Here is a 25,622-nt window from a genome sequence, read left to right on the forward strand (position 1 = left end):
ATGAGTGCGCAACTGCAATACCGTATCGAGCAGTTTTTCTATCGCAAGTCCGAGCTGTGCGACGCCCAGGACTGGGACGCCTACCTCGAACTCTTCGACCCGCAGAGCGAGTTCCACCTGCCGCAGTGGGATTCCGAGCATGTCTACACCACCGACCCGAAACGCGGCATGTCGCTGATCTACTACGCCAACCGCTCGGGCCTGGAGGACCGGGTGTTCCGTATCCGCACCGGCAAGGCCGCCTCGACCATTCCGATGCCGCGCACCCTGCACAACATCAGCAATGTGCGGATCGCCGAGCAGGCCGATGGCAGCCTGCAAGTACGGCTGAACTGGCACACCCTGTTCTATCGCCTGGCCACCGCCGAGCAGTTCTTCGGCCACGCCACCTACAACCTCAAGGCCCACGGCGACAGCTGGCTGATCACCCGCAAGCATGTGCTGCTGCTCAACGACACCATCAACTCGGTGCTCGATTTCTACCACCTCTGACGGAGACCGGGCATGAACCACAAGGTCGCGTTCAGCTTTGCCGATGGCAAGACGCTGTTCTTCCCCGTACACGCCAACGAAATACTGCTCGATGCCGCCCTGCGCAACGGCATCAAGATCCCCCTCGACTGCCGCGAAGGTGTCTGCGGCACCTGCCAGGGCCGCTGCGAATCGGGCACCTACAGCCAGGACTACGTGGACGAGGAAGCCCTCTCCAGCGCGGACCTGGAGCAACGCAAGATGCTCAGTTGCCAGACCCGGGTGCAGTCCGATGCCACCTTCTACTTCGATTTCGATTCCAGCCTGTGCAGCGCCGCGGGGCCCGCACAGCTGGGCGCTACGGTCAGCGAGGTGCGCCAGGTCTCCGACAGCACGGCGATCCTGCAACTGCAACTCGACCAGGACCAGGCGGCGCTGGACTTCCTGCCAGGGCAATACGCCCGGCTGTCGGTCCCCGGCACTTCGAGCAAACGCTCCTACTCGTTCGCCAACCGCTCGGGCAGCCAGCAGCTGCAATTCCTCGTGCGCCTGCTGCCCGACGGGGCCATGGGCAACTACATCCGCGAACGTTGCCAGGTCGGCGACCGTATCGAGCTGGAGGCGCCGCTGGGGGCCTTCTATCTGCGCCATATCGTCCGGCCGCTGGTACTGGTGGCCGGCGGCACCGGGCTGTCGGCGCTGCTGGCGATGCTCGAACAGCTGGTCGCCGACGGCTGCACCCAGCCGGTGCACCTGTACTACGGAGTGCGCAACGTCGCCGACCTGTGCGAAACCGCGCGTATCGAGGCCTATGCCGGCCAGCTGCCGGGCTTTCGCTACACTGCGGTGATCAGCGAGCCGACGGCGGACTGGCCGGGCAAGCGCGGCTATATCGCCGAGCATTTCGACTGCGCCGAACTGCGCGATAGTCCGGTGGACATGTACGTCTGCGGACCGCCACCGATGGTCGAGTCGATCAAGAACTGGTTGCAAGATCAGCGACTTGAGAGCGTTCAGCTGTATTACGAGAAGTTCACCGAGAGTAATATCTGATCCGTCCGCAGTCAGCCGCGATCTGGCCGCGAACACGGACAGATCCGATAACAATGAGAAGAGAGCGTGATTAGTGGATGAAATCCTGAAACCCGGCGAACTCAAGCGTGGCTTGAAGAACCGCCATATTCAGCTGATTGCCCTGGGCGGGGCGATCGGCACCGGCCTGTTCCTTGGCTCCGCCGGCGTGCTCAAGTCCGCCGGCCCTTCGATGATCCTCGGTTATGCGATTGCCGGGTTCATCGCCTTCCTGATCATGCGCCAGCTTGGCGAAATGATCGTCGAGGAGCCGGTGGCCGGGTCCTTCAGCCACTTCGCGCACAAGTACTGGGGCGGTTACTTCGGCTTCCTCGCCGGCTGGAACTACTGGGTGCTCTATGTGCTGGTGGGCATGGCCGAACTCACGGCCGTGGGCAAGTACGTGCAGTTCTGGTGGCCGGAAATCCCGTCCTGGGTCAGTGCGGCGGTGTTCTTCGTGCTGGTCAACCTGATCAACATGATGAACGTAAAGTTCTTCGGCGAAGCCGAGTTCTGGTTCGCCATCATCAAGGTGGTGGCCATCATCGGCATGATCGCCCTGGGCTGCTACATGCTGGCCAGCGGCAGCGGCGGCCCGCAGGCCGCGGTGAGCAACCTGTGGAGCCACGGCGGGTTCTTCCCCAATGGCGGCACCGGCCTGCTGATGGCCATGGCCTTCATCATGTTTTCCTTCGGCGGCCTGGAACTGGTGGGCATCACCGCCGCCGAGGCCAGCGAACCGCGCAAAGTGATCCCCAAGGCGATCAACCAGGTGGTGTACCGGGTGCTGATCTTCTACGTCGGCGCCCTCACTGTGCTGCTGTCGCTGTACCCCTGGGACCAGTTGCTGCAGACCCTCAACGCTTCCGGCGACTCCTACAGCGGCAGCCCGTTCGTGCAGATCTTTGCCCTGATCGGCAGCGACACCGCGGCGCATATCCTCAACTTCGTGGTCCTGACCGCGGCGCTGTCGGTCTACAACAGCGGCGTGTACTGCAACAGCCGTATGCTCTACGGCCTGGCCGAACAGGGCGACGCGCCCAAGGCGATGATGAAGCTGAACAAACAGGGGGTGCCATTGCTGGCCCTGGGCGTTTCGGCGCTGATCACCCTGCTCTGCGTGGTGGTCAACTACCTGGCGCCGCAGGAAGCGCTGGAACTGCTGATGGCCCTGGTCGTTGCCTCCCTGATGATCAACTGGGCGCTGATCAGCCTGACCCACCTGAAGTTCCGCAAGTCCATGGGCCAGCAAGGCATAGTACCGTCGTTCAAGACCTTCTGGTTCCCCTTCAGCAATTACCTGTGCCTGGCCTTCATGCTGATGATCGTCAGCGTGATGCTGATGATTCCCGGGATACGGGTTTCGGTCTACGCCATCCCGGTGTGGGTCGCGCTGATCTGGGTGTTCTACCGCATGCGGGTGGCCAGGACTGGTACTCGGGCGGTGGCCTGACAACGGCGGCGCGCCCATCGCGGGCAAGCCTCGCTCCTACAGAAACGGAGCTTGCTCGCGATGAACGTCGTTACCGTAGGAGCGAGGCTTGCCCGCGATTGGTGATGACAGGGTGGCCCTGATTACAACGCCACGTGTTCAGCCAATAAAAAGGCCCGGCATTCGATGAATGCCGGGCCTTTTTATTGGCCTGTCGCTTACAGCGTCGAACGCACGCGCCACAGCTCGGGGAACAATACGGTGTCGAGCATCTTGCGCAAGTAACCGACGCCTTCGGTGCCGCCGGTGCCGGGCTGGAAGCCGATGATGCGTTCCACCGTGGTCACATGGCGGAAGCGCCACTGGCGGAAGGAATCCTCCAGGTCGATGAATTTCTCCGCCAACTGGTACAGGTCCCAGTAGCGCGACGGGTCGGTGTAGACCTCGCGCCAGGCGGCTTCCACCGACGGGTCATGCTGGGTCGGCGCCTTGCTGTTCAGGGCCAGGCGCTCGGGGTCGATGGCCAGGCCGGCCTTGGCCATCAGGCCGATGGCTTCGTCGTACAGCGACGGCGTGGCGATCGCCAGCTCCAGTTCCTTGAGCAGTTCCGGACGATGGGCATGGGGACGCAGCAAGGTCTCGCTCTTGTTGCCGAGGATGAACTCAATCTCGCGGTACTGGAACGACTGGAAGCCCGACGAGTGCCCCAGGTAGGGCCGGATCGACTTGTACTCGGACGGGGTCATGGTCGCCAGCACCGCCCAGGCATGCACCAGCTGGTCGAAGATCCGCGACACCCGCGCCAGCATCTTGAACGCTGGCTGCAACTGCCCCTGATGCACATGCTCGCGAGCCGCATTGAGCTCGTGCAGCATCAGTTTCATCCACAGCTCCGAGGTTTGGTGCTGGATGATGAAGAGCATTTCGTTGTGGTCCGGCGACAAGGGGTGCTGGGCATTGAGGATGCGCTCCAGGTCCAGGTAGTCGCCGTAGCTCATGGAATTGGAAAAATTCAGCTCGGCGTTATGCCAGCCATCGGGCGGCGGGTTGCTCGAATAGGGACATTGACTCATCGCGTGGGCTCCTCATGTCAGGTCGCGGCTGATCGATCACCCGGTGCCAGTCTTGATCGAGGGCGCGCGGGGTCGAAGCTTTGTTGTTGTAAATACTATTGTAGGAATTATCGCGGCAAAGGCCGCAGGATGGCGCGCACCGGGCTCGCATCCAGATGAGCGAAACGCAGGGGCAGCGCGATCAGTTCGTAGTCGCCCTCGGCCACTTCGTCGAGCACGATGCCTTCGAGAATCGCCAGCCCATGGCGGGCCACAGCGTTATGGGCATCCATGGTTTTCGATTGCTGCGGGTCGAGGGACGGGGTATCGATGCCGATCAGGCGCACGCCGTGGCTGGCCAGCAGCTCGACGGTTTCCTTGGCCACGGCGCTGAAGTCCGGGTCCCAGGTGCTCAACGGCGCCTGGCGATAGGTGCGCAACAGCACCCGCTCGGGCAGGTTGTCGAGGTGGCCTTCCAGGTGTTGGGGCAATACCAGCGGGCCACAGCCCAGGCAATGCACCACCCGGCACGGGCCGAGGTAGACGTCCAGTGGCACCTCGCCGATCGGCGCGCCATCGGCGCTGTAATGCAGCGGCGCGTCGACATGGGCACCGGTGTGCGGCGACAGGGTGATGCGCCCGACATTCACCGGGCACTCGGGTCCGTACTGCCAGACCCGCTCTTCCTGGAACGGCGTGTCGCCGGGCCAGATCGGGGTCGCGGTACTCAGGGGCGGGCTGATGTCCCACCAGCTTGGGGTTGTGTTCATAGCGCTGCTCTCGGCCACTTCGACCTGAATCATACGAGCGATGCCCGTGAAGATTCTTGCGAAATGCTCCGGCGACCGCCGAATCTTTCGCAAGAACTGCCAGGAAATCACTGATTCACGCTTGGAAATTTCAATGCAAACCCCGGCAACACTTCGCGGGCGGATACTGCGTTTCTGGGCACCCCGATGTCGAGTACAGACAACTGACCGGGCGCCGGGCGCTATAGGGTGCGACTTCAGTTCTCAGCCAAGACCCCGGAGTCCTCATGACCGCGACTGCCCCCATCACCGTTCTGCGCGACACTCACCCGCTGCCGGTGCTTGATGCCTGCAAATGGGAAAAACTCGAAGGCGACCCGCATACCGTCAACCTCAACGCCTACACCAGCGAAGACGGCAGCAAGATCATGGGCACCTGGATCTGCACGCCCGGCAAATGGCGCGTGGACTACGTGAAATGGGAGTACTGCCATTTCCAGGAAGGCTACTGCGTGATCACCCCGGACGGCATGGAACCTATCCACCTGCGCGCCGGCGATATCTTCGTGGTCGAGCCGGGGATGAAAGGCACCTGGGAAGTGGTGGAGACCGTGCGCAAGTATTTCGTTTTTGCTTAACGAATATCCGGAAAGGAGAGAAACAAATGCTTCGATACAGGTTGCTGCAATCCCTATCGAGGAACTGCTTCTCTTCCTTTCACCAGCCGGACCGCCCCCCTGAAAACCTCAAAAACCAGGCCTCAGGCCCCAAGACGTGAACGCAGGACATCCGCACGCTCGCGAATTTTATCGCCCTTTCCTTCCACCAATTTAGTGAAGGCGATGATGTCGACCTTACGCTTTTGAATGGTGTCGCGTTGCATATGACTCAGTAGTACCAATGAGTTGTAAATACCATTGCCATTGGACGTATTGCCACTGCCATAGGCGATGACCGCTGGGATCAAGAGTTCGTCGCTTCCCCAAGACGCCAGCAACTGCTGGTAGCCGTCCACTCGCTGACGAGCATCATCACTGAACATCTGCCTGATCAGCGCATCCCGTCGCTCGCTCAGAGCATCGCTTGCATAGGCCGCCTCGGCGGGCGCCCTGGTATTTTCGGCGACGACACGAACCAGGGTCGGACCATAGTCCGGGGCCGCCACCAGAAGCGCCCGCACGGCAAATTCGCTTCGCTTTGGATCGTTACCCATCAAGGGCTCGAAAAACTTCGAGACCAGTTCAGCCTGCTTGATTTTTGACTCGGCCGCCGCCCGAATATCCGCCACCGCCGTAGCCGTGTGCTGAGAATGGTAGGAGTAATACCCACCCACACCGGCAATGGCGATCGGTATCAGCGCCGAGCAGGCGACACCAAACTTGTCCCAACCGTCTTTTCCCCGATCCTTGAGCTTCGCTACCTCTGACTCCAGCCTTGCGATCTGCTCTTCCATTGTCATATTGGCTCTCCTGTCGAAGCTCAGCGCTCATGAGTCGGCTTACCCCTAATGCTCTCTACAGCGAAGATCAATCAGGTTTGTCCAGTTCAAGAGTACGACGGTTGACTACGTCCTTCAGCCCATCCAGCAAAGTATCCGCTTTAACCTGGGACTTCTGCGCCTCGAGCAGCAGGAGCTGGACCTGATGACGAGAACGTCGATTTATGCGGAAGTTCGACTCGAAATCCAGCGAAGCAATGATGGTCATGGCCACAGCCGCAGCGCCCGCCAAGATTGATGACAAGTCGGCGGCAGTTTCCTTACTTTCGATAAAGTGTAGCTTCGAGACGATTGCCGCAGCGGAAGCTAGAACTGCCGAGATGATCAAGAGGGTCCTGTAGCCAAGCTTCCACTTGAAAGCTGACCTGCGGTATTTCTGCTCTTGAGCGGCCAGAATCTCCTTGGCATGCGTCAGTTCATCAATCATCTTTCAGCCCTCCCTGTGGCATTCAGATTGACTGTAGATCGCCATCAAGAGCCCACTTGTAACCGATCAGAATAACGGGAATAGCCAGTGATTTCGCAGTGCTACTACGAGCGCGCACCAAATCCACATGCCCCCGGATACACGTGCAAAAAACCGGGAGCCCACCCGACGTGAGTCCCGGAAAGTTTGCAGCGTTCACAAAGGCTGGCGAAGCCTGCGCTCTTTAAAGAGCGCAGGCTTGGTAGGGCCTAGGTCGGCTTGCGATAGCTGTTGACGATAGCCGAGAAGTCCATGCCCCCTTCCCCGCGCTGGCTCATGGCCTGGTACAGCTGCTGCGCCACGGCGCCCAGTACCACCGGCTGATGTGCCTGGCGGGCGGCCTCGGTGGCCAGCCCAAGGTCCTTGAGCATCAGCTCGGCGCCGAAGCCGCCGGTGTAGCCGCGGGCGGCCGGTGCGGTCTCTATCACGCCGGGCCAGGGGTTGTAGGTGTCGGAGCTCCAGCAGCGCCCGGTGGAGCTGTTGATGATGCCCGCCAGCACCTTGGTGTCGATCCCCAAGGCATCGCCCAGGGCCATGGCCTCGCTGACGCCGATCATCGAAATGCCCAGCAGCAGGTTGTTGCAGATCTTGGCGATCTGCCCGGTCCCCACTTCACCGCAGTGCACAATATTGCGGCCCATCTGCGCCAGCACCGGCTGCAGGGTGGCGAACAGTTCGGCGCTGGCGCCGACCATGAAGGTCAGGGTGCCTGCCGCCGCGCCGCCGGTACCGCCGGATACCGGCGCATCGGCCACGGCCACGCCTTGCTTGGCGGCGGCCGCGGCCACGTCGCGGGCGGCCTGCGGGTCGATGGTGCTGCAATCCACCGCCGGCGTGCCACGGGCGATACCCGCCAGCACCCCATCGTCACCCAGCCAGACGCTGCGCACATGGGGCGCGGCCGGCAGCATGGTGATCACCAGCTCGCTGTCTTCGGCGGCGGCGCGCGGCGAGGTACTAATGCTGCCGCCCAGTTCAGCCAGTTCCTTGAGCACGGCCTGGTTCAGGTCGAACAGGTTCAACTGATGCCCGGCCTTGAGCAGGTTGCGCGCCATGGGTGCGCCCATGTTGCCCAGACCGATGAATGCGATTTTCATGAGCCGACTCCTCAACGCAAATGGATGGTGGTGTTCACGCCATCGTTGACGCTGTCATCGTCGAACCAGCGACTGGTGACAGTCTTGGTCTGAGTGTAGAACTGCACCACTTGCTTACCGTAAGGGCCCAGGTCGCCCAGCTTGGAACCGCGGGAACCGGTGAAGCTGAAAAACGGCACAGGTACCGGAATCGGGATGTTGATCCCGACCTGGCCGACATCGATTTCGGTCTGGAACTTGCGGGCCGCCGCGCCGCTCTGGGTGAACAGGCCGGTGCCGTTGCCGAAGGGGTTGCTGTTGACCAGGGCGATGGCCTGGTCGAGGGTGTCCACTTCCAGCACCACCAGCACCGGGCCGAAGATTTCCTGGGTGTAGATCTGCATGTCGGTGGTCACCCCGGAGAACAGGGTTGGGCCGACGAAGTTGCCCTGCTCGAAACCCGGCACCTTGACGTCGCGACCGTCCAATTCCAGCTTGGCGCCTTCCTTGATGCCGCTTTCGATCAGGCTCAGCACACGCTCCTTGGCGCGCTTGGAAATCAGCGGCCCAACATCGGTGCCCGGCTCGCTGCCGGCATTCACCTTGAGCTTCTGCGCCAGCGCCTTGAGGTCCGGCAGCCATTGTTTCGCCGCGCCCACCAGGACCACTACCGAGGTGGCCATGCAACGCTGGCCGGCCGCGCCGAAACCGGCACCAACCAGGGCATTGAGCGCCTGTTCGCGGTTGGCGTCGGGCAGCACCACGGCGTGGTTCTTCGCGCCCATCATCGACTGCACGCGCTTGCCGTGTTTGCCCGCCAGGTCGTAGACGTGGGTGCCCACCGCCGTGGAGCCAACGAACGACACCGCCTTGATGTGCGGGTGGGTGCACAGCTTGTCCACCACGTCCTTGCCGCCATGCACCACGTTGAGCACGCCAGGCGGAACCCCGGCTTCCAGCGCCAGTTCCACCAGCAGCATGGTCGACAGCGGGTCCTGCTCCGAAGGCTTGAGGACGAAGGTGTTACCGCAGGCGATGGCCATCGGGAACATCCACAGCGGAATCATCGCCGGGAAGTTGAACGGGGTGATCCCGGCGCAGACGCCGATCGGCTGGCGCAGGGTGTAGGTATCGACGCCACCGGCGACGTTCTCGGCGAACTCGCCCATCTGCAGGCTGCCGATCGAGCAGGCATGCTCGACCACTTCCAGGCCGCGGAAGATGTCGCCTTCGGCATCGGCGATGGTTTTGCCCTGTTCGGCGCTAAGCACCTGGGCAATGCGCTTGGAGTGTTCGCGGATCAGCGCCTGCAGCTTGAGCATGATGCGCATCCGCGCGCCGATCGGGGTCAGTTTCCAGGTCTGGAAGGCGCGCTGCGCAGCTTCGATGGCGGCGTCGACTTCATCCGCCGTGGCGAAAGGCACCTTGGCCAGCACCTGCTGGGTGGCCGGGTTAGTGATGTCGTGCCACTCGCTGGTCCGGGATTCGACCCACTGACCGTCGATCAGCAGCTTGACCTGCTGCAAAGTGGTGCCGTCGGGATTGAGGGATGCGTTCATACGGGTCTCCTGACTTCTTGAGGTTCTTATGCAGGGAGCCAAGGCGTGGGACCGCCTTGAAATGAGGCGTGCGTCGCGAGTTGGTTGTCGGACTGTTTTTGGAGTATAGATGTGCAAACTTCTAATAAGAACGCACATAAAAGCCGGTCCATCATGCAAAAAAACATCACATCCCTCGGCTCGCTGAACTGGGACGACCTGAAGTTTTTCCTCGAAGTGGCCCGTACCCGCAAGGCCAGCAGCGCGGCCAAGCGCCTGGCAGTGGACTACACCACGGTGTCGCGGCGCATCGGTTCGCTGGAAGGCGCGCTGGGCACCCTGCTGTTCGAAAAGTCCCGGACCAACGGCTTTGTCCTGACCGCCGAGGGCCAACGCCTGCTGGGTTATGCCGAGTCGATCGAAAGCACCCTGCACATGGCCTGCGAGCAGGTTTCAGGCTCGGGCGTGGCCCTGTCCGGCCATGTGCGCATGGGCTGCACCGAAGGTTTCGGCAGCTTTTTCATCACCCCGCAGTTGAGCCATTTCGTCGACGCCTACCCGGCGATCTCGGTGGACATCCTGCCGCTGCCGCACTTCATCAGCCTGTCCAAGCGCGAAGCCGATATCGTCATCGCCCTGGAGCGCCCGGAACATGGCCCCTATGTCTGCTGCAAGCTCTGCGACTACCGCCTGCAGCTCTATGCGACCCAGGAATACCTCGACCAGCACCCACCGATCCGCCGCCCTGCGGACTTGAGCGAGCATCAATTCATCAGCTACGTGGACGACCTGGCGTTCAGTTCGGAGCTCTTGTACCTGGCCAATGTGCTGCCCGGCGCCAGCGCCAACCTGCGCAGCACCAGCGTCATCGCCCAGTACGTGGCGGCGCAGCAAGGGCGCTCGCTGGCGATCCTGCCCTGCTTCCTGGCAGCCCAGGACCCACGCCTGCTGCCAGTGCTGCCGAAGGAAATAGACATCACCCGGCAGTTCTGGATGTACTGCCGCGAGGACCTGCGCAAGCTCAAGCGGATCACCCTGCTGTGGGACTACATCCGCAACGTGACCGAACAGAATCAGGACCTGCTGATGGGGCAGAGCCGGGGGATGGTGTTTGCGGATTCATAGTCATACGAGGAATCAGGAGGGCAGCAGGCCTTTGCCAACGCGAGAGCCTACGGAGGAACCAGCACACGTAGGCACAATGCGCTGATCATTCAGACTTTCCGACCAGACTCTCAGCCTCACCAGGCTCCATCCAAGTTCAGAATCGTCCTAAAGCCTTGCCCATCGCCACTTGCTAGGTTCGCAAAGCTCTACAAAGAGCCTCGCGGATCAGTCAACGCAGGGACGATAAAATGCTCTCTTCTGCTCGCCTGGGCGACAAACACGTCTGCCCTCTTCCCGGTCACGGTACCACCCCGATTGCCTCAGCCTCCTCCGACATCAATATCAACTCCATGGGCGCGGCCCGTGTGGGTGACACTTGCGGCTGTGGTGCCGTCATCACCACGGGGTTTCCCTCGATCCTCCTGAATGGTCGCCCTATGGCCCACCTGGGGAGCCCTACCAGTCACGGTGGGACGATCATCACGGGGTCGGGTGACACCTTCGGTGGCTTTGTCATGGGGCCCACTCCTGGGGCTGCCATCATCAACTTCGCGGCGCTCGGGGCAATCAGGCCGGATGGCTCTGTAGATGATGAGAAGATGGCTACCCTGTTGGCCGATCCACAGCTGGAGCAGCGTGCTTTGCTCTCGGGCGCTCTGGTACAACCTGGCAGTTCCTCCTCAACAGCCCCTGAGGAACCGCTGACTCCCGAGCTAATCGCAATCGCCGGAAGCCAGCACGACAAAAGCTCGGGCAACCAAATGATGTTCATCGGCCAAGCCGTGCGCGAACTGGCCGAGTTCAAACGCAGCAAACCTGACCTGACGCGCACGCTGGTAATATTCACCCCGTCGTACAGTGAAGCAATGCTCAGTGCGGCACGTGGATCTGCCAAAGGCTATGGTGCTGGTGTTGTCACCGTGACGGACGCCCAGGAGCTGATCGACTACCTGAACCAAGGCAAGGACCGCAAGCAATCACCCATCGAACACTTATCGCTGTTCAGCCACGGCGTGCCGCATCGGATCGCCTTCGGCTATCAGCTTGCCGGGGACTTCCAAATGTCCCTGGACGTACTGAGCTACGACAAGATTTCACCTTCGGCGTTTGCCAGTTCGGCGCAGATCAACAGCTACGCCTGTAGGACCGGTATGGGCAATCGGTCGGACTTCCCTGTCGAAGATGGCATCCAGTTCTTTCCACAGACCAACGAAAGTCTGGCGCAGTTGCTGGCCAACCACCTGCGGATCAAAGTGCATGCCTTTGTTAGGCGTTCGGACTACAAGAACACCTGGGGTTCGTTCGAAGAGCGCCGCATGGGCGATCTTTGCGGAATTAGTGACAACGCAGCACCTGGGAAAGAATGGTGTAGGAAATGGGGCACACTGAAGGACGAGCGAAAGCTATCTCACAAGAAACATAGGTTCACCTATCAGACCATGGGGGCCATCAACCCTGTGATCTCAGGCGACACGCCTATTGGCGTACCAGGAGGCCATTTTGAGTTTCTACCGAAGTAAAGGCTTCTGGATAGCCTTCACCATTATTTCTCCTTTGCTGCTGATGGCGGCCAACTACGGATTCAAGGTAATGACGAGTGTATACAAGACGGACTTGGGCAACGGTGTAGTGATCTATGCCGACGATTACGTGAAGACCGGCCGCTGGGTGTTCGACTGCGAGTATTCGCGACTGATCAGCCGTGAGCCGCTGCCAGTCCCGCTCTCCGAACTGGAAAGTGCAGGGAGACTCACCATTGGGAATGCCTTCCTGAAAGAGGTAGACGAGCAGCCTGCCAAGGAGGCATTGAGGGCTGTTACGGGCATTCGCGACTGGTATAAGAATCTGCGCTATCTCTACTCCGCACTGGATGAGAGCAGCGACTTGAATTCCCATGCGTTCTATCTGGTCGCCCAGCACGCTGGCCGGTCATGGGCTGTGGAGGTAGACCAGTCAATCAGCTACTACGGCAAATCCAGCTTCAAAGTAACCGCCGAACCCTATGACCCCAAAACATACGTGGACTACGCCAAGGCGCTCCAGGCCGCCATCAAGAGCTGCCCTGCTCCACAGTAAAGGCATCAGTTTGCCGATTGTTCTCTACCAGTGCCGCTATGAGGTCACCAGACTCCATCCAAGTTCAGAATCCTCCTAAAGCCTTGCCCATCGCCACTTGCTAGGTTCGCAAAGCTCCACAAGGAGCCGAGTTTTTCTCCCGCGGATCAGCTATTGCCTCGGACTCGCTAAGGAAATTGCAGGAGATGGCGTCAACTCCAAAGGAGGAGCAGAAACGGAAGGGGCCGCAGCGCGCAGAAGGCGTTGACGGGCTTCGCGCTTGGGATGACGCCCCAGATCGGATATCAATCAGTATCGGCATCAAGCTATTTAGTCAGCATCCTAACGGTGGAATCACGGCAGAAATGATAATGGCCGAAGTCCTTGCAGTCGCACCAGAACAATGGGGGGAAGGTGTCCGTGTCCACACATGCAAAAAAATTTAAGACTCGCTACATAGTTCTATTCCTCTTACTGGCTCCTTTGGCGTTTTGGTATGCCGCGACCCCCAGCGTAATTGTTCATTACTCCAAAGAGGGGACCGAGGAACTGCGCTCAATATGGGACACGCAGCATCGCATTTATAGGGAGAGGATTCTTCCAGGCCAAGCCACGGTAGACACTGGTCATATCTTCCCTAACGCAGAGTTTTTCATGGTGTTCTTTTGGGGAACCGAGAAGGGTGCTCAGAGATGTATCGATATCACTCCCAAATGGGGAAGAAAGATAGATATCTACCTTGATGCAACAGGGAGAGTCGACACCTCAAAAACCGGCCCTGACGTCATTTCCCGCTTGAAACAATGCCCGGGCGAGCCTGATCCTTTCCGGCCCTAAGCTTCCTGCCAACAACGCCGCGAAGAACTGCAAACTCAAGCGGGATCACCCTGTTCTGGGACTACATCAGCAACGTGACCAAACAGAATCAGGGCCTGCTGATGGGGCAGACCCGGGGGATGGTGTTTGCCGATTAGTCGGCGATGACCACGATCGAAACGCGACGGTTTTCGGTACGTCCGGCCACCGTGGTGTTGGAGGCCACCGGTTCGCTGCTGCCGAGGCCGCGCAGTTGGATGTTTTCTTCGCGCATGCCCGTGGCCACCAGCACCTTGCTCACGCTTTTTGCCCGACGCAGGGACAGTTGCTGGTTATAGGTCTCCTTGCCCGAGGCATCGGTGTGGCCATCGACCCGGACCTTGTCGATGTGCACGCTGACCAGGGCCTTGCCGATACGCTCGACGATCTCGGTACTGGCGGCATTCAGTGTCTCGATATCGCTGCCGAACAGCACCTTGCCGGACAGGCCGAAGGCCCAGCCCTCATCCGTCAGCTCGAAGCCCTCCTGCTTGAGCACCGCTACTTGCTGCGGGGTCAGCCCCTTGGGCGGCACGCTCTGGCAGCCGGTCAATGAAAGCAGCGCCAGCAGCAGGCCGGTGGTGAAAAGTCGCAAGAAAGGTCGAGTCAGTGAAAACAAAGAATTAGCTCCTGGATTGAACGTGAACGACGGGGGGCTCCGACCCCGCAGTGTGTTGCCCGCCTCGAGAGACACGCTTGGCCTGATACATCGCCGCATCGGCGGCGTTGAGCAGAGCACCCGGGGTGGTGCCATGATCAGGGTAGACGGCAATACCGATACTGAGCGAAGTCAGTACCGAAGTACTGCCTGGCAAGGCAATCGGCATCTCCATGCTGGCGATGATTTTTTCGGCGATACGCTCGGCGTCCTCGATGCGGTGCAGCGGGGTCAGCAAAATGGCGAACTCGTCGCCCCCCAGGCGCGCCACCAGGTCTTCCTCGCGCAACTGTGCCCGCACCCGCGACGCCACCGCCATCAGCACCGCATCGCCGGCGGCGTGACCGAAGTTGTCGTTGATGCCCTTGAAGCGGTCGCTGTCGAGAAACAGCACCGCCACCCGTTCGTTGAGCTTGCTGGCGCTGCGCAATGCGCGGATCAGCCGGCCCTCGAAAAACGCCCGGTTCGGCAACCCGGTCAGGCTGTCGTGGCTGGCCTGGTGGGCCAGGGTTTCGTTTTCACTCTGCAAATGGGTTTGCCAGGCTTCCAGCTCATCGAGCAGGGCATTGAAGTCGTTGCCCAGGTTGTCCAGCTCGGCAATTTCCGCCGGCGGCACCCGTACGTCGAATGCCCGCTCGCGGCGCGCGGCATGGGCCACATCGGCCAGGCTGCGCAGCGGCCCGGTAATGCCGCGCAACTGACGGCGCGCCAGGTACAGCGCCACCCAGGCACTCACCGCGATGCACAGGACAATCCCCACCAGCCCACTGAGCAAGAAGCGCAGCAGGCTGCCGCCGTGCCCGGTCAAGGCGATGCTGCCGATTTCCTGGCCCTGATGCATGATCGGCACCGTGATGGGCTTCTCGAGAAAGGCGCGGGCGATCTGCATTTCCAGATCGGTCAGCAAACCGGTTTCTGGCCGCTCCCAGTGGGCCAGCACGCGGCCCCGGGCGTCGAGTACCTGGGCATCGGCCACCTCTTCGGTGGAGGCAATCAGGGCCAGGGCCTCGGTCGCCGCGGCGCTGTCGTTGAACACCACCGCTGCCTCGACCGTGTAGTTGATCGAACGCGCGATCAGGTGCAGGTTGTGATCGGCATACACCCGCAACGCCAGCACCCCGAGCAATGTCAGGGACAGGCTGGCCATGGAAATGGCCAGCAGGGCGACAATCAGATGCCCGCGGCCAATGACCGAACGCAATGTAGGGCGAGCAGGCGACTTGAAGAAGCTCATGGCGCCGCCGGTCGACGACGGGAAAGTTGCAGCACGCTTGGATGAATCCGCACGCCACTGCGGGCCACCGAATCCAGGTTGACCTCGAATGACACCTGATTGTCACTGACGCGCAGGCAGAATAGGCTGCCGACCGTGCACTGGTCGCCGCCCTCGCTGATGCTCAACACCGGATGACCGACCAGGGAAGTGAACAGGCGGGCGCGCTGGTCGTCGGTCAGCTTGCCGATGTACACCGCATCGCACTCGCTGACGATGGTCGGGTTGTCGGCCAGCAAGCGCCGCACCAGGACCGGGCGACCGGTGGCCTGGGTCGTACCCTTGACCAGGTCGTCGGTGTATTCGGTCGGCCCCACCACGCACAGACGCAGCTGTGCCGGCTCCACCGGCCAGCGTGCATAACTGAGGATGCCCAGAACCACTTGAGTCACTGCCTTGGCGCGCTGGTCCGCCAGGCTGACAGCGGCAGGCTCGGGTTGCGCGACGGCAAAAGTGCTCAGCAGACAGACCAGGGCGGACAGCAGTACCTGCCTCCAGCCCGAAAAGCGCTCTGTCGCCGAGACAGCCACGTTCATGCAGGGATTCTCTTTGATCTTCATACAATGATGCCGCAACGATAGCACAGCCGGTGAAATGGCCGCGAGGCTCCCAGGCATGCGGAGCGGACTATCGGGGCAGAAAAAAACGCAGTTCCAATTTGAGTCTTCCTGTTCTTCATAGCCTGCATTTTGCCCACCCAAGATCAGCGTCAGAATGAGCCGCCTGCATCGCCCTCGGCCATGTGCCGCTGCGGAACCAAGACCTCTTTGAGGTTAGCCGATGCAACTGGAAATATTCCGCGCATTCAAGGGTTATGGCGCCAGCGAACCAGGCAATCGATGAACTGCTGGCGGCGGGTTCGACGGTAGGGAAGCCCGCAGCCCTTTGCAAGCTCGCCAACACGGCGAATTCGGCCTTTTCTGCGGGACAATCGCCTTGGAATCGGGGGGCGCCACTGATCTGATGCCCGATGCTCAACCCAGGTCGAGCATCAACCCGCTCAGACGCTTGACCTTGCGCCGCACCGCCTCTTCGAACACCCCAGCCCGCGGCTCGATCAGGCTGAACCAGTCCTTGGCTCGGGTGATGCCGGTGTAGATCAGCTCCTTGGTCAGCACCGGGTTCAGCGCTTCGGGCAGGATCAGCGCGGTGTGGGCGAATTCCGAGCCCTGGGATTTGTGCACGGTCATGGCGTACACGGTTTCCACATCGTTGAGCCGGCTCGGCAACACGAAACGCACACCACCCTGGCCGTCGTTGCGCGGGAAGGCCACCCGCAGCACCAGGCGCCCGTCCTGCGTGCCTTCGTGCTCAGGCAGTTTCAGGGCAATGCCGATATCGCCGTTCATCAAGCCCAGGCCGTAATCGTTGCGGGTCATCAGCACCGGACGACCTTCGTACCACTGCTGATCGCTTTCAATCAGCCGCGCCTTGAACAGGGCGGCGGTGATCCGCTGGTTCAACCCCTCGACACCCCAAGGTCCCTTGCGCACCGCGCAGAGCAACTGGAACTGGTCGAAAGCCTGCAGTACATCGCGGGCCCAGGCGGTCCAGCGCGGATCTTCCAGCGCCGTACCGGCGGGCGGGCGCTGGCCACGCAGCAGGCTCAGGTAATGCCGATAACCCTGCGGCCCGTCACCATGGCCCTCCAGCAGCAAGCGCTCCAGGGCGCGGTCCTGCTCGCCCTTGAGGCTCAAGCCATACAGGTCGGCGTGACTGCGAGCGGCCAACAGACGACGCGCTTCCTCGGCCTGCTGCTGGTTGACCCAGCGCGCCAGTTGGCCGATGCCGCTGCCTTCGCCGAAGCGCCGGGAGTGGCGCAGCATCACCACCTGCTGGGCCAGTGGGTGAGTGCCGGCGTTGTCTTCCTGCAGACCGCTGTCCGCCAACTGTTCGCCGCTGACGGCCTCGAGCCAGCTGCGGGTCTGTGGGTTGTACCAGCCGGCCTCGGCGTCGCGGCACAGATCGCCGAGCACCGCGCCGGCTTCCACCGAGGCCAGTTGATCCTTGTCCCCGAGCAACACCAGGCGCGCGTGCACCGGCAACGCGTCGAGCAGATTGGCCATCATCTCCAGGTCGATCATCGAGGCTTCGTCAACCACCAGCACATCCAGCGGCAAGCGGTTACCGGCGTGATGACGGAAGTGTCGGGTACCCGGACGATTGCCCAACAGCCGGTGCACGGTGGTTACGTCACTGGGAATTTTCTCACGCACGCTGTCATCCACCGACAGGGAACGCACTTGCAAGCTGATGGATTCGGTCAGACGCGCCGCCGCCTTGCCGGTGGGTGCCGCGAGGCGGATACGCAAAGGCTTGCCGGCTTCGACAGCCGGCGCCTGAAGCAAGGCCAGCAGGCGCACCACAGTGGTGGTTTTACCGGTACCGGGCCCACCGGTAATGATGCTGAAGGCACCACGAGTGGCCAGGGCACAGGCGAGCTTCTGCCAGTCGACCGGCCCTGTCGCCTTGGCCGCGCCGAACAAGCCGCCGAGGCGCTCGGCCAGGTCCTCGGGGGTTTCCTCCTGCACCGCCAGGCGCTGGCGCAAGGCATTGTCGATGCGCCGCTCATAGGCCCAGTAGCGGCGCAGATACAGGCGCTTGCCCGACAACACCAGGGGCCGCTGGCGGGCCTGCTCGCTCTGGTCGGCCGCCAGCGCCACCAGGCGACTGGCCGCCAGAGCCTTGCACCAGTGCGCCCCGTCCAGCGTCGCCAGCACCTGCGACGGCAGCACCGCCGCGGTGCTTTGCAGATCGCCTTCCGGCGGCAGGGACAGGGCGAAATCCGGCTCCTTGAGGGTTTCGAACAGGTCCAGGCAGACATGACCGTGGCCCAGTTGATGGCTGGTCAATGCAGCGGCCATCAGCACCAGAGGATCGCCTTGCGGCTCCAGTTCATGCAGGAAGCCTACAAAAGCCTTGTCCAGGGCGCGTAGCCAGCCGCGCTCGACCCAACGATCGAGCAACAGCAGCAGATCGGCGGCCCGTACCAGGGGCGCCAGGTCGGACTGGGGCTGGGGTTGCAGTGGCGTCAGCAGGTCCTCGATCACAGCAATACTCCCTGTTCCCACGCCGGCTCGGCCCTGGGCTGCTCGGGTTTGCCCTGGAACAGGCGGTCCAGGCGCTCGATCAGCTCACGGGGTGGCCGGGTGAAAAACACGCCGCGGCTGGCCGAGCCTGTACCGCGCAAGAATAGATACAGGGCGCCGCCCATGTGCCGGTCGTAATCGTAGTCCGCCAGGCGTGCCCGCAACTGGCGATGCAGGGCCAGCAGGTACAGCACGTATTGCAGGTCGTAACGGTTGTCGAGAATCGATTGTTCCATGGCCTGCTCGGTATAGGCGGCGTCATCCACGCCCAGCCAGTTGGATTTGTAGTCGGCCACGTAATAACGCCCTTCATGCTCGAAGGTCAGGTCGATAAAGCCCTTGAACATGCCATTGAGCAGTACCGGTTCGGCGGTCACCCGCGGCACGCCTTGATGGGTGTACTGGCGCACCAGTTCGTCGAGCTTGAGCACATCGACCTTGTGGCTGGCGAACCAGAACTCCATCTCGACCCGATACTGGGTCAATTGCGCGAGCACCACCGGTGATCGTCCCGCTCCGGCTGGCAAAGGCAGTTGCAACAGGTGCCGCAACCAGTCGCTCAATGTGCGAATCCAGCCTTCCCAACCGCGGCGATTGCAGCGACGACCAATGGCATCCTCGATGGCAGCGGGGTCGGCGGCAAAACCCTCATCACCGGCCCATTCCAGCAGGCCATGGAGGAAAGTCCCGGGGTTCGGTCCACGGGGGAACCGATGGATGTCCGCGCCGCTGGCCACGACTTCACGTGGGGCATCGGGGTCGAGGCGTTCGTCGTCGAAGAGTTTCTGCGCCTGCGGGCTTTCCGGCGCCTCGGTACTACCGGCCCCCAGGCTGTCGCTGATGCGCAGGGCGCTATAGGAAGCGATCCACCAGTTTTCCGCGGCACGCCGCTTGGGAGCCAGGGGCGCCAACAGGGTGGCGTCGTTGCGCGGTGGATGGAAGCAGCTGTCGGTGGCGCTGGGCATTTCCCTGACACTCATGGCCTCGCAGCCTTGTTGCAGGTCTTGCAGCCAGCGAGCCAGACCGCTCGACTCGCTCAACAGCGCACCGCCGCCCAACAGGTAACCCAGGGCAGAGAGGTGCAACACCGAGCTGTTGTGGTTGCCGCGCTTGAGGTCGGCGACACCCAGCCAGCAGGCATGCTGGGCGCGAGTCAGGGCCACGTAGAGCAGGCGCAGGTCCTCGGCCAGGCGTTCGTCGTCGGCCTGGGCAATCAGCTCCGGGGTCGGCCGCAGCGTCACCTGGGCCTTGCCCGACTCATCGTGGTAGTGCAGCGGCAGGCGACTGCCATCCACCGGCTTGGCCGAACAGATGAACGGCAGGAACACCAGCGGATACTCCAGGCCCTTGGACTTGTGGATGGTCACCACCTTGACCAGCTGTTCGTCGCTTTCCAGGCGCAGGATCTGTTCTTCGCCAGCCTGCCCGGACAAGGCCAGGTGCTCGGCCAGATGGCGGATCAGCGCTTGTTCGCCATCCAGTTCGGCAGCCGCCTGCTGCAACAGTTCGGACAGGTGCAACAGGTTGGTCAGGACCCGTTCGCCATCGCTGCGAGCGATCAAGGCCTGGGGCAACTGGAAGTCATGCAGCAGGCGCCGCAGCATCGGCAGCACACCCTGGGTGCGCCAGATCAGGCGATAACCGCGGAACTGCATGACCCGGCTCTCCCAGGCCAGCTCGTCCTGGTTCAGGCGCTCCAGCTCAACCAGCGGTAGATTCAGGGTGATGGAGGCCAGCGCGGCACGCAGCGGACGCTCGATATCCGGTTCGGCACAGGCCTTGAGCCAGGCCAGCAGGTCCTGGGCTTCCTGGGCGGCGAACACCGAGTCCTTGTCCGACAGGTACACGCTGCGCACTCCGCGTGCGGCCAGCTCGCCACGCACGGCCTGAGCCTCCTTGCCATCACGGACCAGAATGGCGATGTCCGCCGGCAGCAACCCCTTGAAGGGCTGGCCGTCACGGGCGAAACCGGCGCTGGCCTGCTGCCCGCCGTTGAGCAAGGCGACGATTTCGCTGGCGCAGGCCGCCGCCAGTTGCTGCCGGTACAGCGCACCGGAAATGGCTTGCTCCGTGGCCAGGTGCCAGATATTCAGCGCCGGTACCACCTGCCCTTCTCTCTGTAGCTGCTCTTTGCGCCCCTGCGATGCCACCGACAGGAACGGCACCGGGTTCTCTCCGCTTTTCTCCCGGAACAGGAACGCGCCGCGTCCTTGCTCACGGCGCTCGGCACGCTCGAACACATGGTTCACCGCCTTGACCATGGCGTGGCTGGAACGGAAGTTGGTACCCAGGGTGTGCAAACGGCCGCTGGTGGCCTGGCGAGCGCGCAGGTAGGTGTAAATGTCCGCGCCGCGGAAGGCGTAGATCGCCTGCTTGGGGTCGCCGATCAGGAACAGCCCGGTCTCGGGGTTGTTGTCCTCGATGCGGTAGATGCTTTCGAAGATCCGGTACTGCACCGGGTCGGTATCCTGGAATTCGTCGATCAGGGCCACCGGAAACTGCTCGCGAATCAGCGTCGCCAGACGCTCGCCGCCCTCGGCCTGCAACGCCGCGTCGAGGCGCAACAGCATGTCGTCGAAGCCCATCTCGGCCCGCCGACGCTTCTCCTCCTCGAAGCGCGCGCCGACCCAGCGCGCGGCGTGTTGCAACACCGCGGCGTCAGGGCTCGGCAAGGCATCGAGCGTGGCCTTGAGCCCAGCCATGGCCTCCAGCGCGGGATGATCCGGCGCATCGCCCTTCCAGGCCTCGGCCATGCCTTCGGGGGTCAGGCGACTGAAGCCGGTGCCGATATCCAATTGCTCTATGGATTCGTCTTCGGCCCAGGCCGTGATCTTTTCGAACCAGGGCTCGAAGTAACGCGCCTGCATCTTGCGGCCATCGACCGCCTTGCTGGCGACGCCCTGCAAGCAGATCTCCCGCAACTGCGCAGCCCATTGCAGCCAGGGTGCCTTGAGCTGCACCAGGGCGGCGCGGCGCTCCAGCAGGCAGGCTTCGATCAGCTGTGCTGGCGTCTGCTCCTGGTCCACTTCACGCTCGCTGCCGAACAGCGCCCGCACCCTGGGCAGCAAGGCCGCGGGCCCGCCCCAGTTGGCCCGTACCCAGTTCAGGGCATCGCCCTGCATCGGGTAGCAAAACAGGCGCCAGTAGTCGCGCAACACTTCGCCCAGCAGATCGCTGTGGTCGGTTTCCAGGGTCTGGGTAAACAGGCTGCCGCTGTCGAACGCGTGCTCGCGCAGCATGCGCTGGCACCAACTGTGGATGGTCGAGACCGCAGCCTCATCCATCCATTGCGCGGCGATATCCAGGCGGCTGGCGCAACCCGGCCATTGCTCGGCGGCGAACTGATCGCGCAACTCGGCAATCAGCGCGTCAGGCGCGGTGGTTTCCTCGCGGAAGAAGCGCGCGGCTTCAGCCAGGCGGGTGCGGATCCGTTCGCGCAGTTCCTTGGTTGCCGCGTCGGTAAAGGTCACCACCAGAATTTGCGGTGGCAACAACTCGCGGTCGAACCCGGCCTGCTCGCCGCCGTGCCCCAGCACCAGGCGCAGGTAAAGCGCCGAGATGGTAAAGGTCTTGCCAGTACCGGCGCTGGCTTCGATCAGTTGGCTGCCCCGTAGCGGGAACGCCAGGGCCAAAGGTGCTTGCCGGGTCATGCGTCAGACTCCCCATTGGCCGCGGAGCGCCAGGGCGCCTGTAATAGTGGACGGTACAAGACATCAACCCAACCACTGAAGGTTTCGTCGGCGATCAGTGCGTTGTAGTCCGGGTACTGGCGCGCCAGGGCCGGGCTTTCCCGACGCTCGCCATCGCTGGTCTGGCCGTCGCCCTCATAAGCTTTGCGCGCCGCCGCGTCGGCCTTGCCCGGGTCGCTCTGGCCCAGCCAGGCAAAAGCGGTTTTCACGGCTACCGGCAGCGGCTGGCACATACCCGCCTGCCAGGCCAGCAGCAGGTCGCCGAGACTCTGCAACGCCGAATCGCGGTCCAGAGGTGGCAGCAATAAGGTGTCGTCGCTGGCCACCAGCGCAGTGGTCAAGGTATAGCCGCTGGCACAGGCCACCAGGTGATTGACCCAGGGCCGGGTCAAGCGGTGCCACTTGCGGGTCTTGGGCGAGCCGATGCTGTTGGGGATAGTAGTGACCGACAGCAGCCCGCCATCGCTGCGTTGATGCAGGCCGCTCAGCCAGCCTTCGAGCTTCACGTCCTTGAGTTCAAGGGTAATTGGCAAGGCACTGGTGACCGGCGTTGGCCATAGCTCCAGCAATTGCCGATAGCGCATCAGCAAATCCGGCAAGGGCTCAATCAGCTCTCTTTGCAGGCTCTCGCCAAAACCGACCATGGGCAGCAAACCGCTGGCCTGCAGCCGCTGCGCCTGGGTTTGCAAGGCCTGGTCCGGGTCATCGACGCTGTTCAACGCCGCTTCCAACAGACTATCGCTCAGGCTGTAGCGTTGCAGCGCGTCGAGCACAAAAGGTTCTTCGTCGGCCAAGGGTGCGTCGGCCGCCTCGAAGAACACCTTGAGACGCTGGCTGAAGAAGTGCCGCACCGGGTTACGCAGGAAATCCTGCAACTGCCCCAGGCTCAAAGGCTCTTCCTGGACATAGGGCGCCAGAAGCTCGACTGTTTGAGGAGCCGCTTGAGCCTGGTGCAACAGCTGCCACTCCCGGGCATAGCTGAATAGCCCATTGCCTTCATGGAAGTAGCGGGCACTGAAAGGTTGCAGTGGGTGCTCCTGGGTCATGGCGTCGAGCAGGTCGTCCTGGTCATTCGCCAACTTCCAGCCGCTGGCCAGGTGATCGCGCAACTGGCCAATCAGCACCGAGGCCGGACGTTCGCTGTTGTCGCGAATGCTGCGACCAACCCAGCTGACGTACAACTGATCCCGCGCCGAAAGCAGTGCCTCCAGCAACAGGTAACGGTCGTCCTCGCGCCGCGAGCGGTCGCCGGGCCGGTAGTCGCTGCCCATCAGGTCGAAGTCCAGCGGCGGTTGTGCCCGCGGGTAGTCACCGTCGTTCATCCCCAGCAGGCATACCAGCTTGAATGGAATCGCACGCATCGGCATCAGCGTGCAGAAATTCACCGCACCAGCCAGGAAACGTTGGGACAAGCGCCCCTGGTCCAGGCCGGCCAGCCAGGCTTCGCGGACCACGGTCAGCGGCAACTCATCGTGCAGGCCGACCGACTCGCAGGTTTCCAGCCAGGTTTCGCGCAAGTCTTCAAGTTGGCTCAGCAGATAGTCGTCATGCTCGGTACTGGCCAGGAAGAACTGCTGCGTGAGGGCTTGCAGGCGCTCGCCCCACTGCGGCGGCGAAGCCGGCAAGGTGAGGTTCTGATACGCCGTCTCCAGTGCATCGAGCAAGGCCACCAGCGGCCCGATCAGTGCCGCGTCCAGGCCACCGATTTCATCGTAAGGCTCGATTCCCTCACAGGCATCGGAGCGCCCCACGGCGTAGCCCAGCAACATGCGGCGCAGGCCGAAACACCAACTGTTTTGCTCCAGTTCTTCTGGCAGTCCCAGGTCGGCCCGTTGTTCGGCGTTCATGCCCCAGCGGATGCCGGCGCCTTCGATCCAGCGATGCAAGGTCGGCAGATCGGCTTCATCCACAGAAAAACGTGCGCGTAATGCAGGGACGTCCAACAAGTCGAGGATTTCACTGACGGGGAAACGGCTGTCCGGCAGCTTGAGCAGATGCTCCACGGCAATCAGCAGTGGGTCACGGCCACGCTGGCCCTGGTCCGTCAGGGTGAATGGAATGAAACGCCGATCGTCACGCTCCAGCTGGCCGAAGACCGCGCGAATATGCGGCGCGTAACTGTCGATGTCAGGGACCATCACGATCACATCCCGCGGGCGCAATTCGGGGTCCTCACTGAAGCGCGCTAGCAGTTGGTCGTGGAGAATCTCCACTTCGCGCTGGGCACTGTGGGCAATGTGAAAACGGATCGACTTGTCCTGCTGCAGATCGACCGCCGGCCATAACTGACGGGTCTCCTCCAGCGGGCGCAATTCGAGAATATCGTCCTGCAGCTGGTTCAGCAGGGTCTGCGGCTGACTCTCGCTGAACAGATCGATACGGCCGTCGCGAAAGGCCGAACGATAGCTGTTGGGATCGTCGTAGCTGTCGAGCAGGTTGATGTAGTCACGGCCCTGTTTACCCCAGGCGGCGAGCAGCGGGTGGGCATGTTGATGCAGGGTCTGCGGGTCAAGCACTGCGGGCATTCCCGCCTTGCGCGCCTGACGTTTGTATTGATGGCGCAGCAGGTCCTTGTCGGCGACGATATCCGCCCAATGGTGACGACAAGGGTTGTGCACACACAGCAGGACCTGACTGAAGCGGGCCAATCCGGCCAGGGCTTCAAGGGCTTGTGCCGGCAGAGAGGAAATCCCGAAAACGATCACTCGCGAGGGTAATCCCTGGGGCGCCGTTTCCAGGCTGAGGATGCGTTCGATGAACCGTTGGTGAACGCCGGCGCGACTCTGCGCCATGCCCTCCTCTCCCACATCAAGCAACAATGCACGCCACAGTTCGGCCTGCCAGCAGTTGGCGGGGGTCAGGGCCTTGGGCTCGCCTCGAGCACTGCGCAGCTGATGCCGTCCTGCGGCCCAGTCTTCCAGCCAGTCGGCACGATAGACCTGATATTGGTCGAACAGGTCAGCCAGGCGCTCGGCCAATTGATAGCGCTTGCGCAGATCCGTGTCGTGAGTGAGGAAGCGTCGCAGCGGTTCGAAGTGAGGCTGATCGATCAGCTCGGGCAAGAGCCGCATCAGGCGCCAGGTCAGCGGCGCTTTATCCAGCAGGGATTTAGGCGGAATTTCATCCCGTCCCAGCACCATGCGATAAAGCTGCCACATGAAACTGCCGGGGAGTTGCACGTCGATGGCGGCGGCGATGCCGCAGCCGCCCATGTCGTCTTCCTCGGGATCCTCAGCCAGTGCCAGCTTCAGCCATTGGGCAATGCCGTTGCTCTGCACCAGGGCGATCTCATTCTCCAGAGGCGCCAAGGGATAACGCCGCATCCAGCTGACCACCAGGCTGCGCAATTCGTCCAGGCGGTTACCGTGAACCACCATAAAACCAGCGCTGAGGGACATGGCGTCCGGCATAAGGGCTTCCTTGGAAAATGCAAAAGCTAGGGCCGAACCTTAGCACTGTCGCGCAGCGGTGACAGCTGAGAGGACCAACATGAGTGTTGCGAGGGATGAGGCATTTTTTGTCGCACAAAAACAAAACCCCAAC

The 25,622-nt window shown here is 62.2% G+C and carries 20 protein-coding genes and 1 pseudogene; 9 read left to right on the forward strand and 12 right to left on the reverse strand.

Annotated elements, in window-relative coordinates; translation table 11 throughout:
* The 3 genes from antB (at position 1) to J4D52_RS05610 (ending at position 2,995) form a co-directional block, all read left to right on the forward strand.
* On the forward strand, positions 1-492 hold the full coding sequence (gene antB, locus J4D52_RS05600) for an anthranilate 1,2-dioxygenase small subunit (RefSeq protein ID WP_025809954.1): 492 nt from the start codon (positions 1-3) through the stop codon (positions 490-492).
* A 12-nt stretch (positions 493-504) separates the two neighbouring features.
* Positions 505-1,524 (forward strand): anthranilate 1,2-dioxygenase electron transfer component AntC, encoded by a 1,020-nt coding sequence (gene antC, locus J4D52_RS05605; protein ID WP_063428233.1) that lies wholly within the window; start codon positions 505-507, stop codon positions 1,522-1,524.
* Positions 1,525-1,597: 73 nt separating this feature from the next.
* Positions 1,598-2,995 carry an amino acid permease gene (locus J4D52_RS05610; protein WP_063428231.1) on the forward strand — a complete coding sequence of 466 codons (1,398 nt, stop codon included), beginning with the start codon at positions 1,598-1,600 and terminating at the stop codon, positions 2,993-2,995.
* A 197-nt stretch (positions 2,996-3,192) separates the two neighbouring features.
* On the opposite strand, the gene kynA is transcribed toward J4D52_RS05610, so the two are convergent.
* Positions 3,193-4,047, reverse strand: a complete 855-nt coding sequence (kynA, locus tag J4D52_RS05615; protein WP_063428229.1) for a tryptophan 2,3-dioxygenase — start codon at positions 4,045-4,047, stop codon at positions 3,193-3,195.
* 107 nt (positions 4,048-4,154) lie between these two features.
* Positions 4,155-4,796, reverse strand: coding sequence for an arylformamidase (gene kynB / locus J4D52_RS05620; RefSeq protein WP_063429354.1), 642 nt, complete (start codon positions 4,794-4,796; stop codon positions 4,155-4,157).
* A gap of 266 nt (positions 4,797-5,062) precedes the next feature.
* Here kynB and J4D52_RS05625 point away from each other — a divergent pair, with 266 nt between their 5' ends.
* Entirely contained in the window at positions 5,063-5,413 is a 351-nt protein-coding gene (locus tag J4D52_RS05625) for a cupin domain-containing protein (RefSeq protein ID WP_023969491.1), read from the forward strand.
* Between the two features lie 122 nt (positions 5,414-5,535).
* On the opposite strand, the gene J4D52_RS05630 is transcribed toward J4D52_RS05625, so the two are convergent.
* From J4D52_RS05630 to J4D52_RS05645, 4 genes are all read right to left on the reverse strand, one after another.
* Positions 5,536-6,234, reverse strand: a complete 699-nt coding sequence (locus J4D52_RS05630) for a hypothetical protein (RefSeq protein ID WP_063428227.1) — start codon at positions 6,232-6,234, stop codon at positions 5,536-5,538.
* 67 nt (positions 6,235-6,301) lie between these two features.
* Complete coding sequence (locus tag J4D52_RS05635; RefSeq protein WP_063428225.1) at positions 6,302-6,700, reverse strand: hypothetical protein; 399 nt, start codon at positions 6,698-6,700, stop codon at positions 6,302-6,304.
* Positions 6,701-6,948: 248 nt separating this feature from the next.
* Entirely contained in the window at positions 6,949-7,836 is an 888-nt protein-coding gene (gene mmsB, locus J4D52_RS05640; RefSeq protein WP_063428223.1) for a 3-hydroxyisobutyrate dehydrogenase, read from the reverse strand.
* An 11-nt stretch (positions 7,837-7,847) separates the two neighbouring features.
* The gene (locus tag J4D52_RS05645) at positions 7,848-9,374 is read right to left on the reverse strand and encodes a CoA-acylating methylmalonate-semialdehyde dehydrogenase (RefSeq protein WP_025809939.1); all 1,527 of its coding nucleotides are present in this window, start codon (positions 9,372-9,374) and stop codon (positions 7,848-7,850) included.
* A 153-nt stretch (positions 9,375-9,527) separates the two neighbouring features.
* Between J4D52_RS05645 and J4D52_RS05650 the strand changes: the two genes are divergently transcribed.
* From J4D52_RS05650 to J4D52_RS30475, 5 genes and pseudogenes are all read left to right on the forward strand, one after another.
* The gene (locus J4D52_RS05650; RefSeq protein WP_063428221.1) at positions 9,528-10,478 is read left to right on the forward strand and encodes a LysR family transcriptional regulator; all 951 of its coding nucleotides are present in this window, start codon (positions 9,528-9,530) and stop codon (positions 10,476-10,478) included.
* Between the two features lie 230 nt (positions 10,479-10,708).
* On the forward strand, positions 10,709-11,980 hold the full coding sequence (locus J4D52_RS05655; RefSeq protein WP_063428219.1) for a PAAR domain-containing protein: 1,272 nt from the start codon (positions 10,709-10,711) through the stop codon (positions 11,978-11,980).
* Positions 11,961-12,536: a hypothetical protein gene (locus J4D52_RS05660; RefSeq protein WP_063428217.1), complete on the forward strand. Its 576-nt coding sequence runs from the start codon at positions 11,961-11,963 to the stop codon at positions 12,534-12,536. The genes J4D52_RS05655 and J4D52_RS05660 overlap by 20 nt, the downstream gene beginning before the upstream one ends.
* Before the next feature lie 152 nt (positions 12,537-12,688).
* Positions 12,689-12,961, forward strand: a pseudogene (locus J4D52_RS30470) (hypothetical protein); the annotation flags it as partial.
* Positions 12,930-13,352 carry a hypothetical protein gene (locus J4D52_RS30475; protein ID WP_081251607.1) on the forward strand — a complete coding sequence of 141 codons (423 nt, stop codon included), beginning with the start codon at positions 12,930-12,932 and terminating at the stop codon, positions 13,350-13,352. The pseudogene J4D52_RS30470 and the gene J4D52_RS30475, both read left to right, overlap by 32 nt.
* Before the next feature lie 133 nt (positions 13,353-13,485).
* Here J4D52_RS30475 and J4D52_RS05665 read toward each other — a convergent pair whose 3' ends face one another.
* From J4D52_RS05665 to recC, 6 genes are all read right to left on the reverse strand, one after another.
* Complete coding sequence (locus J4D52_RS05665; protein ID WP_063428212.1) at positions 13,486-13,989, reverse strand: OmpA family protein; 504 nt, start codon at positions 13,987-13,989, stop codon at positions 13,486-13,488.
* 4 nt (positions 13,990-13,993) lie between these two features.
* Positions 13,994-15,262 carry a diguanylate cyclase domain-containing protein gene (locus J4D52_RS05670; RefSeq protein WP_063428209.1) on the reverse strand — a complete coding sequence of 423 codons (1,269 nt, stop codon included), beginning with the start codon at positions 15,260-15,262 and terminating at the stop codon, positions 13,994-13,996.
* Positions 15,259-15,837: a YfiR family protein gene (locus J4D52_RS05675; protein ID WP_063428207.1), complete on the reverse strand. Its 579-nt coding sequence runs from the start codon at positions 15,835-15,837 to the stop codon at positions 15,259-15,261. Before J4D52_RS05675 ends, J4D52_RS05670 begins: the two co-directional genes overlap by 4 nt.
* 438 nt (positions 15,838-16,275) lie before the next feature.
* Positions 16,276-18,351, reverse strand: a complete 2,076-nt coding sequence (gene recD, locus J4D52_RS05680; RefSeq protein WP_063428205.1) for an exodeoxyribonuclease V subunit alpha — start codon at positions 18,349-18,351, stop codon at positions 16,276-16,278.
* Entirely contained in the window at positions 18,348-22,040 is a 3,693-nt protein-coding gene (recB, locus tag J4D52_RS05685) for an exodeoxyribonuclease V subunit beta (RefSeq protein WP_063428203.1), read from the reverse strand. Before recB ends, recD begins: the two co-directional genes overlap by 4 nt.
* The gene (recC, locus tag J4D52_RS05690; RefSeq protein WP_102676222.1) at positions 22,037-25,489 is read right to left on the reverse strand and encodes an exodeoxyribonuclease V subunit gamma; all 3,453 of its coding nucleotides are present in this window, start codon (positions 25,487-25,489) and stop codon (positions 22,037-22,039) included. Before recC ends, recB begins: the two co-directional genes overlap by 4 nt.
* Positions 25,490-25,622: the final 133 nt, after the last annotated feature.

It is taken from the genome of Pseudomonas sp. GW460-12-10-14-TSB1 (genome assembly GCF_017349775.1).
GTDB lineage: Bacteria > Pseudomonadota > Gammaproteobacteria > Pseudomonadales > Pseudomonadaceae > Aquipseudomonas > Aquipseudomonas piscium.

Coding starts and splice junctions, on each gene's coding strand:
- antB (WP_025809954.1), top strand. CDS start 1: ATGAGTGCGCAACTGCAATACCGTATCGAGCAGTTTTTCTATCGCAAG.
- antC (WP_063428233.1), top strand. CDS start 505: ATGAACCACAAGGTCGCGTTCAGCTTTGCCGATGGCAAGACGCTGTTC.
- kynA (WP_063428229.1), bottom strand. CDS start 4,047: ATGAGTCAATGTCCCTATTCGAGCAACCCGCCGCCCGATGGCTGGCAT.
- kynB (WP_063429354.1), bottom strand. CDS start 4,796: ATGAACACAACCCCAAGCTGGTGGGACATCAGCCCGCCCCTGAGTACC.
- J4D52_RS05625 (WP_023969491.1), top strand. CDS start 5,063: ATGACCGCGACTGCCCCCATCACCGTTCTGCGCGACACTCACCCGCTG.
- J4D52_RS05630 (WP_063428227.1), bottom strand. CDS start 6,234: ATGACAATGGAAGAGCAGATCGCAAGGCTGGAGTCAGAGGTAGCGAAG.
- J4D52_RS05635 (WP_063428225.1), bottom strand. CDS start 6,700: ATGATTGATGAACTGACGCATGCCAAGGAGATTCTGGCCGCTCAAGAG.
- mmsB (WP_063428223.1), bottom strand. CDS start 7,836: ATGAAAATCGCATTCATCGGTCTGGGCAACATGGGCGCACCCATGGCG.
- J4D52_RS05645 (WP_025809939.1), bottom strand. CDS start 9,374: ATGAACGCATCCCTCAATCCCGACGGCACCACTTTGCAGCAGGTCAAG.
- J4D52_RS05650 (WP_063428221.1), top strand. CDS start 9,528: ATGCAAAAAAACATCACATCCCTCGGCTCGCTGAACTGGGACGACCTG.
- J4D52_RS05655 (WP_063428219.1), top strand. CDS start 10,709: ATGCTCTCTTCTGCTCGCCTGGGCGACAAACACGTCTGCCCTCTTCCC.
- J4D52_RS05670 (WP_063428209.1), bottom strand. CDS start 15,262: ATGAGCTTCTTCAAGTCGCCTGCTCGCCCTACATTGCGTTCGGTCATT.
- J4D52_RS05675 (WP_063428207.1), bottom strand. CDS start 15,837: ATGAACGTGGCTGTCTCGGCGACAGAGCGCTTTTCGGGCTGGAGGCAG.
- recB (WP_063428203.1), bottom strand. CDS start 22,040: ATGACCCGGCAAGCACCTTTGGCCCTGGCGTTCCCGCTACGGGGCAGC.
- recC (WP_102676222.1), bottom strand. CDS start 25,489: ATGCCGGACGCCATGTCCCTCAGCGCTGGTTTTATGGTGGTTCACGGT.